Source organism: Acidimicrobiia bacterium (genome assembly GCA_040878325.1).
Classification (GTDB): Bacteria; Actinomycetota; Acidimicrobiia; order Spongiisociales; family UBA11373; genus JAUYIV01.
In genome coordinates this window covers 21,796-31,696 of record JBBDMM010000006.1, presented here as the reverse complement: position 1 = coordinate 31,696, position 9,901 = coordinate 21,796, and the positions used below count along the sequence as shown (strand labels likewise).

At 66.7% G+C, this 9,901-nt stretch carries 10 protein-coding genes and 1 pseudogene; 8 read left to right on the top strand and 3 right to left on the bottom strand.

Translation table 11 applies throughout. From position 1 onward, the window contains the following. Window positions 1-173: 173 nt before the first annotated feature. On the bottom strand, window positions 174-1,319 hold the full coding sequence (locus WD184_02735; GenBank protein MEX0825662.1) for a hypothetical protein: 1,146 nt from the start codon (window positions 1,317-1,319) through the stop codon (window positions 174-176). A gap of 210 nt (window positions 1,320-1,529) precedes the next feature. After that, window positions 1,530-2,132, bottom strand: a complete 603-nt coding sequence (locus tag WD184_02730; protein MEX0825661.1) for a hypothetical protein — start codon at window positions 2,130-2,132, stop codon at window positions 1,530-1,532. A gap of 186 nt (window positions 2,133-2,318) precedes the next feature. On the opposite strand from WD184_02730, the gene WD184_02725 reads away from it, so the two are divergent. From WD184_02725 to WD184_02700, 6 genes and pseudogenes are all read left to right on the top strand, one after another. Beyond that, entirely contained in the window at window positions 2,319-3,041 is a 723-nt protein-coding gene (locus tag WD184_02725) for an SDR family oxidoreductase (protein ID MEX0825660.1), read from the top strand. 140 nt (window positions 3,042-3,181) lie between these two features. Then, window positions 3,182-3,547: a dihydroneopterin aldolase gene (gene folB, locus WD184_02720; GenBank protein MEX0825659.1), complete on the top strand. Its 366-nt coding sequence runs from the start codon at window positions 3,182-3,184 to the stop codon at window positions 3,545-3,547. Beyond that, window positions 3,544-3,930 (top strand): annotated as a pseudogene (gene folK / locus WD184_02715) (2-amino-4-hydroxy-6-hydroxymethyldihydropteridine diphosphokinase). The gene folB and the pseudogene folK overlap by 4 nt, the downstream one beginning before the upstream one ends. 135 nt (window positions 3,931-4,065) lie before the next feature. Beyond that, complete coding sequence (gene folE / locus WD184_02710; protein ID MEX0825658.1) at window positions 4,066-4,644, top strand: GTP cyclohydrolase I FolE; 579 nt, start codon at window positions 4,066-4,068, stop codon at window positions 4,642-4,644. A gap of 143 nt (window positions 4,645-4,787) precedes the next feature. Continuing rightward, the gene (locus WD184_02705) at window positions 4,788-5,015 is read left to right on the top strand and encodes a hypothetical protein (GenBank protein MEX0825657.1); all 228 of its coding nucleotides are present in this window, start codon (window positions 4,788-4,790) and stop codon (window positions 5,013-5,015) included. Further along, window positions 5,015-5,860, top strand: coding sequence for a hypothetical protein (locus WD184_02700; protein MEX0825656.1), 846 nt, complete (start codon window positions 5,015-5,017; stop codon window positions 5,858-5,860). The genes WD184_02705 and WD184_02700 overlap by 1 nt, the downstream gene beginning before the upstream one ends. 78 nt (window positions 5,861-5,938) lie before the next feature. Here the strand turns inward: WD184_02700 and WD184_02695 are convergent, their stop codons facing one another. Beyond that, window positions 5,939-6,193: a NifU N-terminal domain-containing protein gene (locus WD184_02695; GenBank protein MEX0825655.1), complete on the bottom strand. Its 255-nt coding sequence runs from the start codon at window positions 6,191-6,193 to the stop codon at window positions 5,939-5,941. Window positions 6,194-6,258: 65 nt separating this feature from the next. On the opposite strand from WD184_02695, the gene WD184_02690 reads away from it, so the two are divergent. Both WD184_02690 and WD184_02685 read left to right on the top strand, forming a co-directional pair. Next, complete coding sequence (locus WD184_02690) at window positions 6,259-8,214, top strand: hydantoinase/oxoprolinase family protein (GenBank protein MEX0825654.1); 1,956 nt, start codon at window positions 6,259-6,261, stop codon at window positions 8,212-8,214. Further along, the gene (locus WD184_02685) at window positions 8,208-9,761 is read left to right on the top strand and encodes a hydantoinase B/oxoprolinase family protein (GenBank protein ID MEX0825653.1); all 1,554 of its coding nucleotides are present in this window, start codon (window positions 8,208-8,210) and stop codon (window positions 9,759-9,761) included. The genes WD184_02690 and WD184_02685 overlap by 7 nt, the downstream gene beginning before the upstream one ends. The last annotated feature ends 140 nt before the right edge of the window (window positions 9,762-9,901 follow it).

The window sequence follows — 9,901 nt, the reverse complement described above, 5'->3', positions numbered from 1 at the left end:
CCCCCCCCCCCCCCCCCCCCCCCCCCCCCCCACCTCCCGCAATTCGCAATTCGCGATACGCCGGAAGGTCTCGCTTCGCTCGCCACGAAAGAGCGATGGGGGCGTTTCGGAGGTCCGGCGTTTCTGTCGAATTGCGTATCGCGAATTGCGAATTGCGGCCGCCTGCCGGGCGCCTACACCTCGCAGCGGACCTTGTTGCCTTGGAGGCACTTGTCCTTGGTGCCGTTTCCGCCGTCCAGGTGATTGGTGCCTAGTCCGCCGAAGAGTTGGTCCTTGCCGTTGCCGCCGAACAGGTCGTCATTGCCTGAGCCTCCGCGGAGGCGGTCCTTGCCCTTCCCACCGCAGATCGTGTCGTCGCCGGCGTATCCCCAGATCCGGTCGCTGGCATCGAGGCCATGGATGATGTCGTCGGCGGAGGTGCCACGGATCGCCTCGCTGGCGGCGGTGCCCATGATCGTCGGGCGGGCTCCGTCGCACTTGGCAAATGCTCGCACCTCGGGGGTGGGGACGCCGGAAATGAAGTCGACACCAACGTTGAATTGGTCCACATGAATGCTGGCGGTCGGGGCCCCGGCGAATCCTGGGCCCGATGCCTTCACCGACGTCGTCCCTGGCTGTACCGCGATCGAGTAGCCCCCGCCGGCGTTGGTGAGCGCGGTGGTGTTGCCGACGGTGATCGTCACCCCGGCGAGGCCCTCGTTGAGGTCCATGCGGCCGTTCCCGTTCGCATCGGCATAGGCGACCCCGGTCACGAAGGTCTTGAGTGGATCGGTGCGGGCGACGTGGACTGCAACTCGCCGTTGCCCGCCCGACTCGGCCCGACCGACCCCGACCTGATTGACGGACTCCCACCACCAGTGACCGGACGCGCCGAAGAGGGCATCGCGATGGTTTGGCGACTCGAGGAAGGTGGCGACGCTGGGCCATCCACCGCTTCCTCCCCAAATGGCCTCGACATTGTTGGCGTTGTCGAGAATGAAGCTCGGGAGCGGAAAAAGGTGGCTCCGGACCAGTTCGTTCGGCCATTCCATGGTCAACGGGTGTTGGTGGGCGAAATAGGGAGTTCCCGCCATTTCGATCGCCTTGAAATCCGCCGAGGCGTCAAGGTGCTGGCTCAGCGCGAGCGGCGGCAGGGCTCCGAGTTGGGGGATCGAGATCCCAGTCTCCGCGGCGTATTGCCCAGGGTTCCAGCGGGCCCGATTGATCTCATAGATGACCCATTGTTCCCACGCGGTGACCCCGGTGCTGGAGGCCTCTGATGGTCCCGATGGAACAAGAGTTGCCGCGGCGATGGCGATGACAACGAGGAGCCGGGGCATCCGCGCATCCTAAGGGGTCGGTCGGTTTAGCGGCCGAAGCCGGCCGCCAACCCGACCTCCCGCGATTCGCAACACGCGATGCGCGATACGACGGAGGGGTCTCGCTTCGCTCGGCCCAAGGATGAGACGGAGATCGCGTGCGCAACGTTCGGCTGTTCGGTCGAATTGCGAATTGCGAATTGCGAATTGCGGGCCGTCCGAAGGGCGGCCCTAGGCGTCCGCGTCGGTGGTCGGCGTCACGCTGGCGCGTGCCGTCTCCCGAATCGTCTCGATGGCGTCGAGAACCTGTTGGATCTCGGCTTGGAATTCTGCGGTCGCCGCCCTGCGGAGTGTCCCGTCGTCGTCAAAGTCGAGTCCGGCGATGATGTCGGTCATCTTTGGAGCCAGGTCGGACACCTCGGCCAGGAGGGCGGCGTGTGACGCCGCGAGAACCGGGGGAATGTTGGACACCAGGGCGACATCGGTCTCCCAGCCCTCGATCTCGGCAGCGAGATCGACGAAGGCCGTGCGGGTCTCGGCAAATTGGGCGTCGCGATTGTCCCAATCGGTGTTGATTCGGTCGACCTCTGCTCCGTACTCGATGGCCTGGTTCTCGAGAATATCGACCGTGACCATGAAGGCCGCCAGTTCTTGCGGCAGGGTTGTAGTCGACGTCTCGGGACCGCTGGTCACAGTCGAACCACCGGCCAGCGTCGTGCCCGATGGGCTCGCCGCGGGCTCGATGTTGTTCACGAACGTGTAGGTGAGCACGACCATCGCCGCAATCATCAGCGGCAGGATCCAACGGCCATGCCTGGGATCGGCACTCGTCACGACCGAAACGGTAGTCGTGTCTTGGAGTTGGGCCGGCGCGCGCCGGGCGGCGATACGCCTCGCTTCGCTCGGCCCGGCGATGGGCGAAACCTTGACTATGCGGCGTAGGGATCAGGGCCTCTCTTACGGAAGGCGGAAGGCGGATGGCGGAAGGCCGCCGGAGGCGGGCTATTACCCTCCCCGGCCATGGACCTCCAGGGAAAGACAGCCCTTGTCACCGGCGGGGCGAAGCGGGTCGGCAAGGCGATCGTCCTCGGACTCGCTCGAGCGGGTTGCAACCTCGTGCTTCACTACAACACCTCTGCCGGTGAAGCCGAGGCCACCGCGGCGGAAGCCCGAGCATTAGGCGCCCAAGTGGTGCTGGTCAGGGCAGATCTCGTGGCCGATGCCGCCCGGGCAATGGCCGGGGCGGCCGAGCTGGCGCCTGTCGAGATTCTGATCAACAGCGCCGCAGGGTTTCCTGTCGACACGATTCTCGACATCGCGCCGGATACGTTCGATCACACGATCGCAGTCAACCTTCGAGCGCCGATTCTCCTGACCGCGGCGTTCGCTCGAGCGCTACCGGACGATCGACAAGGGGCAGTGGTCAACCTGACGGACTGGCGCACCCAGCGCCCGTACGGCAATCACTTCTCCTACACAGTGTCGAAGGGCGGTATCGACACCTTCACGGTTGGCGCCGCCGAGGCGCTGGCCCCCCGCATCCGGGTGAACGCGGTGGCCCTGGGGGCGATTCTTCCCCCGCCCGGCAAGGGCTCGGCGTATCTCAAGGAGTTGGCCAACGAGATCCCGGTCGAGCACGTCGGTGGAACCGATCCAGTGGTCGAGGCCGTCCTGTTCCTCCTCCGCAACGACTTCATCACCGGCGAGATACTGAGAGTGGATGGGGGAGCGCACCTGAGGTAGGCCTCGCGGACGCTCGGCCCGCAATTCGTGATTCGCGATTCGCAATTCGCGATTCGCAATTCGACAGAGCGCGTTCCAGGCCAGGGTTCGCGTTCCTTCGTATCGCGTATCGCGTATCGCGTATCGCGTAGATTGAAGCCATGGACCGCATCGTCATCGAGGGGTTGCTCGTTCGGGGGATCGTTGGCATCAATCCGGAGGAGCGAAAGAACCTTCAGGACATCATCATCGACGTGACGCTCTCCGTGGACACCCGGCCGGCGGCGGCGAGCGATGACATCGCCGACGCGATCAATTACCGGACGGTGACCAAGGCGATCATCGAACATGTCGAGACCGGCAAGCCGATGCTGGTCGAGCGACTTGCCGCAGAGATCGCCTCGCTGTGCCTCGACTTCGATTCCCGGATCGAGCAGGTGGAGGTCGAAGTCCACAAGCCGGGGGCGCTGCGGTTCGCCGAGTCGGTGGGCGTGGTGATCACCCGTGATCGCGAGGGCGGGGCGTGAGCCGAGCGGTCGTGTCGCTTGGCAGCAACATCGACGCCGCCCAGAACCTCCCGGCGGCGTTCGACCGACTCGAGCGGGAATCCGGATTCGAGGTGGTGGCGGTCAGCCCTATCTATCGGACCGCCGCAATCGGTCCCGAGGGTCAGCCCGACTTCCTCAACGCGGCCGCTCTGGTGGAGACCGAACTCGACCCCGCCGGATTGAGGGGGGTCATGCGGTCGATCGAGGCCGCGATGGGCCGACGTCGCACCGGGGAACCGTTCGCGCCCAGGGTCATCGACCTCGACGTGGTGCTGTTCGAGGGCTTCTCGGGCGAGATCGAGGGGACGCTGATTCCCGATCCCACGATCGCCGAGCACGCCCATCTGGCGGTTCCTGCAGCCGATGTCGCCCCTTCCTGGGAGTATGGGACCGATGGCGACACCCTCGAGGCGATCGCCCGGCCGATGCGAGAGCGAATCGAGTCGATTATGACAAAGAACCCGTTGGTCCACGACCGGTATGCGACCGAGCTCGAGATGGAGGCCTCCCGCGACGAGGTGTACGACGCCGAGATCGAAGGGCATGTGAAGGCGATCCTCGAGCGGCTCGGTGAGGACTCCCATCGGGAGGGTCTGCTACGAACTCCGCTTCGGGTGGCAAAGGCGCTCGACTTCCTCACGAGCGGCTACTCGACCACGCTCGACGAAGTGGTCAACAGCGCCGTGTTCGAGAGCGACGCCGACGAGATGGTGTTGGTGAAGGATGTCGAGTTCTACTCGCTCTGCGAACACCACCTGTTGCCCTTCTTCGGCAAGGCGCACGTCGCCTACATGCCGAACAAGAAGATCATCGGGCTGAGCAAGATCGCCCGCATCATCGACCTGTTCGGACGCCGCTTGCAGGTTCAGGAGCGGCTCACCAACCAGATCGCCGACGCCATCGAGGACGTGCTGCATCCCCATGGCGTGGCAGTGGTGATGGAGGGCAGCCACTTCTGCATGCTGATGCGAGGCGTCCAAAAGCAAGGCTCGTCGATGGTCACCTCCGCCATGCGCGGAGGTTTCCGCCAGAACCCAAGTTCGAGAGCGGAGTTTCTCGAGTTGATCAAGGATTAGTCGGGGCGGCTCCCGCTCCAGCCACAGCCCCAGCCGGAACGGGGCAAACCTGGGTTGGCCGGTCTGGCTGTGGTTGGAGCCGGAGCGGTGGCCAGCTTTACATCCCCCTTGAACCTCGTCCCCGAGTCGCATACCTTCCGCGTGTGCCTATCGCCGTTGTTCTGCGGCGTGCCGGCTTCCCCACGGCTCGTATCGCCCTTGCCGGTCTGCTGATGCTGATGCTGCACGCGGGTCCAGCGCGAGCGGCGCTGTCACCACCTCCGGTGCGTCTCGCGCTGCTGTTCGAGCGTGAGATGTGGAGCCGGAGCGCATCGATCCTCCCGATCCCGGTACTGCCCGGTGCCGGTCCGATTCCATATGAGGTGCCCTGATGCCCGAGAGAGAAGAGTTGGAGCATGTGCCGTGGGCCGACCTGATGGCAGCGGCCGAACCCGAAGATCGGAGACGCCGGAGCCTCTACCTGGTGGCGGGGGCTCTCGGATCGATGGTTCTCGGGATCCTGGTCGCTCGATCGTGGTGGGCGCCGGCAAGCGTTCCCGTAACCGTCGTGCCCGGTACGACGGTGGTGGCCGGAGAGGCCGCCGTCACCTCGCTTCCCGAGATACCCGAGCTTCCGCTGTATTCGGAGGCCGATCTCATGGCCGACCCTCCCGACCCCGACGCACGGGCGGCTATTGCCCGGGCGGAGTGGTTTGTCACTGACTACTTCACTTCTGATTTCGAGCCAAACGGGTCGGCCGATGTGCGGGCGGCTCTGCCGGCGGGGCCATTGCCGCCGTTCCCGCAGGACGATGGCGAGGGGATCTCCTATGTCGAATGGGCTCGGGCTTTCAATGTGGAGGAGGCCGGCGACGGGACCTATCGGGTGGCGGTGGCGTTCCGGATGCTCGGCGCCCCACCGGATCGAGGGTTCTCCCGCCAGCCGGTGCGGGCTGTCGAAGTGCTGGTGGCCGTGTCGGAGGAAGGGGGCACCACCGTTCTCGATCTTCCTGCTCCCGCCCGGCTACCCGCCGGCCCGGAACCGGACCCGTGGCCCGAGGGGGGCGTCGAGGCACCCCGAGCCGTCGTGGACGAAGCCGTCGAGGCAGCCTCGCTGTGGGGATCGGAACCGAGGGTGGTGTCCTCCCACGAAACCGTCGACGGTTGGCGAGTGGTGATCACCGTCGCCGACGCAGTCGGCAACCGCTGGCCCATGGCCGTGTCCATCGAGGGCTGATGGCAACCAGCGGATTGCGAATTGCGAATTGCGGGCGGAGCGCAGCGACGCCACCCTACCCTCGCTCTGGTGTTCGGCTCAGCCGTAGTGCGCTTCGAGGATCTCGCTCACCGCTGGAGCGATCTCGTCCCAGTACGCGTCGGGAGACTTGCTCACCGTCACGAAGTCGGCGGACATGAACACGCTGGTCACTCCGGGGATGGCGATGATCGGCGCCGCCACCGGGTCATCGGTCGCCTGCCCGGCGGCGAAACTCTTGGGAGACGGAAAGTCGGCGCCCACCGTGAACTTCAACGCGTTGGGATTGGGGGTCTGGCTGACGCTTACAGGCATGGCAACTCCGGGGTCGTGCGCACTGGCACGATAGTTGGGGAGCCGGGCCTGAACTCCGGGAGCGCATGATGCACGCCGCCATCGATGTGGGCGGAACATTCACCGACATCGTGGTGTGGAACGGCACTGACCTCACCACCGGCAAGGTGCCGACGACCCCCGATCAGAGCGCGGGGGTTGTGGAGGCACTGGACCGTTTTGCCTCGGATGGAACACGACTCGTCCACGGAACGACCGCGGCAACCAACGCGGTGCTCCAACGGCGGGGGGCAAAAACCGCGCTGGTCACGGATGCCGGCTTCGAAGATCTCATCGAGATCGGGCGCCAGGACCGACCGTCCCTCTACGACATCACTCGGGTGCGTCCCGAACCGATCGCAACGCCTGAGCTCCGCTTCGGGTTCGGTGGCCGGGGGTGGCCCGACGACCCGGGAACCGTTGGCGCGGATGACCTGGCGCGGCTCTGCGACGCGGTCGCCGCAGCAGCGCCCGAGGCGGTTGCGGTATCGCTCTTGTACTCGTTCGCTCACCGCGACCGCGAGGCGACGGTGGCGCGGGCTCTCCACGCCAGGCTGCCCGGCGTGCCGGTGTCTCTGTCGAGTCAAGTGGTTGCCGAGTTTCGTGAGTTCGAGCGGGCGTCGACGACCCTCCTCAACGCCTACCTGACTCCGGTCGTGGCCGACTACCTCAGACGGCTCGGGGAAGTGGTCGGCGCGGTCGGTGTCATCGGGTCGCCTTCGGTGATGAGGAGCTCGGGCGGGCTGATTTCCCTCGAGGCGGCGGCGGCGCTGCCCGCCTCGATCATCCTCTCGGGCCCGGCGGGCGGCGCAGTTGCCGCTGGCGCGCTGGGGACGGCGCTCGGCAGGAATACCGTCGTTTCATTCGACATGGGCGGCACCTCCACCGATGTCTGCCGGATCGAGAACGGACGCCCTGAGGTCGGTTATGAGCGGTCGATCGATGGGATGCCGTGCCGGATGCCTTCGGTGGCGATCCACACCGTCGGCGCGGGCGGGGGAAGCGTTGGATGGGCCGATCCGGGTGGCGCACTCCGGGTCGGACCCAGGAGCGCCGGCGCGGAGCCTGGTCCCGCGTCGTATGGCCGTGGCGGCCTCGAAGCCGCGGTCACCGACGCCGACCTGGTGCTCGGCATGATCGGGGCGGATGTTCAACTCGGAGGCAGCCTTCGCCTCGACTCCCGCGCCGCCGGGTCGGCGTTACGGCGACTCGGAGATTCTGTCGGTCTCGGGGTGGCGGACACCGCGTTGGGGGTGGTGGCGGTGGTCGAATCGCACATGGAGAGGGCCATCCGCTCGGTCTCCGTGGAACAGGGTGTCGATCCCCGCGGGTCGGTGCTGGTGGCTTTTGGTGGCGCCGGCGGGCTTCATGCCTCGGCGCTGGCCCGGCGGCTCGGGATGGCGAGCGTGATCATCCCTGCTCACGCCGGTGTGTTCTCGGCGTTCGGCATGTTGCTCGCCCCGCCCCGCGCTGATGCGGCTCGGAGCGTGCTCCTGCAAGGCGGGGCAGACCTGGAAGGGCCAACGCGCGCCGTCACGAGTGAGGCGGTCCGAGCAATGCCGGATGCCACGACGGTCGATCTCGTGATGGACGTGCGCTACCGGGGCCAGTCACACGAGACGTCCGTGCCGTACCGTTCCGGCGAGGGGTGGGACATCCTTTCGCAGCGATTCCATGAAGCCCACCTGCAGCGCAACGGCTTCGCCCACCCCGACGATCCCATCGAGTTGGTGACGATCCGGGCCGAGGCGACCGGAAACCCAGCGCTCACTTGGGCTGAGGTCCCTCATCGCGTGGAGCCTGGGGATCCGGCCCGGGGAACACGACAGGTTTTGACCGATGCCGGCGAAGTGATCGCCTCGGTGTGGTGGCGGCCGTCGTTGGCCCCGGGGTCAGAGATCATTGGACCGGCCGTGATCGAGGAGTCCGAGGCGACCACTTTCGTCAGGGTCGGGGAACGCGTGGTCGTCCATGAGTCGGGTGCTTTGGAGCTGTCATGGTGACGACCGACGCGGTGACGCTCGAGGTGGCGAGGAACCGCTTCGCATCCGTCGCCGACGAGATGGGCGCCGTGCTGCGGCGCACCGCCTATTCGCCGAACATCAAAGAGAGGGCCGATTGCTCGGCAGCGACCTTCGTGGCTGACGGAGAGATGCTCGCCCAGGCCGAACACATTCCCGTGCACCTGGGTTCGATGCCGGCATCTGTGGCCGCGGTGATCGAGGCGTTTGGTCTGGATCCCGACCCGGGTCTGCAGTTTGCGGTGAACGATCCCTTCCATGGCGGCACCCACCTCAACGACCTGACCCTCGTGAGGCCGGTCCATCGAGATGGTCGGCTTATTGGTTGGGTGGCCAATCGTGCCCATCACGCCGACGTCGGTGGCGACGCCCCCGGCTCGATGCCGGCGACCGCCACCCGGCTCGAGCAGGAGGGCCACGTCGTGCCACCAACCGTTGCTTATGTCGACGGTGCCTGGGACGACGGTTTCCTCAGCGGATTTCTAGGTGCCACGCGGACACCCGACGAGCGGCTGGGCGACCTGTGGGCGCAACTCGGCGCCAACGAGGCAGGGGCGATCCGGCTGCTGGAGGCCGCGGGTCATTACCGACAGACGTTCGACAGGGTGACGGCGGATCTCCTGGGGTATGGCGAAGGCCGGATGCGCGCCGCCCTCCGAGATCTGCGCGACGGGTCGTACTCGTTCGAGGACCTCATGGAATGGGGTGACGAGGACATCGTGATCCGGGTGACCGTCGGCATCGACGCCGATCGCCTGGTCGCCGACTTCAGCGGCACCGACGCCCAGATCGAGGGGAACATCAACGCCGTCGAGGCGGTCACCCGGTCGTGCCTCTACTACGCGGTCCGGGTGGCCACCGACCCGACGATTCCTGCGAACGGAGGGTGCTATCGACCGCTCGATCTGATCGTCGAGCCCGGGAGCCTGGTCGGGGCCTTGCCGCCGGTTGCCGTCGCGGCGGGCAACGTGGAGACGAGCCAGCGCATCGCCGACGTGCTGCTGGGTGCGCTGGCGCAGGCGGCGCCACACCGCGTGCCGGCGGCGTCGCAAGGCACCATGAACAACATCCTCATCGGCAGTGGCGGCACCGTGTATTACGAGACGGTGGCCGGTGGCGAAGGGGCCCCTCCGTTTCGGGCGGGGCAGTCGGGAATCCACACCGGGATGACGAACACGAGGAACACCCCGATCGAGGCACTCGAGACGCACTATCCGTTCCGGGTCACCGCGACCGGCCTCCGCCGCGGCTCGGGTGGAGACGGTCGTCATCGGGGGGGCGAGGGCATCGTGCGCGAGATCGAGTTCCGCGAGCCGGCCACCTTGTCGCTAATCGGCGAGCGGCGGCGGAACCGACCGTGGGGCCTTGCTGGTGGTGAGCCGGGGGCAACCGGTGAGGACTGGCTACTGCGTCGAGGTGGTGGCACGGATCGCCTTCCCGGCAAGGTGACACTCGACGTCGAGTCCGGCGATCGGGTGCGGGTCTTGACGCCCGGGGGTGGAGGCTGGGGCACACCCGGACATGGATGATCCCCGGCAAGCCGGGGATCATCCATTTGGGGTGGCCGGAGTCCCCGTTGGGCGTACGTCCCGGCCTAGGTTGTCACGACTCGGGTGCTCTGGATTCACCCTCCGTCGCGGCTAGCCGCCTGCCCCAGAGGGGCGACGGA

Coding starts and splice junctions, on each gene's coding strand:
- WD184_02685 (MEX0825653.1), top strand. CDS start 8,208: ATGGTGACGACCGACGCGGTGACGCTCGAGGTGGCGAGGAACCGCTTC.
- WD184_02690 (MEX0825654.1), top strand. CDS start 6,259: ATGATGCACGCCGCCATCGATGTGGGCGGAACATTCACCGACATCGTG.
- WD184_02725 (MEX0825660.1), top strand. CDS start 2,319: ATGGACCTCCAGGGAAAGACAGCCCTTGTCACCGGCGGGGCGAAGCGG.
- WD184_02700 (MEX0825656.1), top strand. CDS start 5,015: ATGCCCGAGAGAGAAGAGTTGGAGCATGTGCCGTGGGCCGACCTGATG.
- folE (MEX0825658.1), top strand. CDS start 4,066: ATGGAGGCCTCCCGCGACGAGGTGTACGACGCCGAGATCGAAGGGCAT.
- WD184_02735 (MEX0825662.1), bottom strand. CDS start 1,319: ATGCCCCGGCTCCTCGTTGTCATCGCCATCGCCGCGGCAACTCTTGTT.
- folB (MEX0825659.1), top strand. CDS start 3,182: ATGGACCGCATCGTCATCGAGGGGTTGCTCGTTCGGGGGATCGTTGGC.
- WD184_02695 (MEX0825655.1), bottom strand. CDS start 6,193: ATGCCTGTAAGCGTCAGCCAGACCCCCAATCCCAACGCGTTGAAGTTC.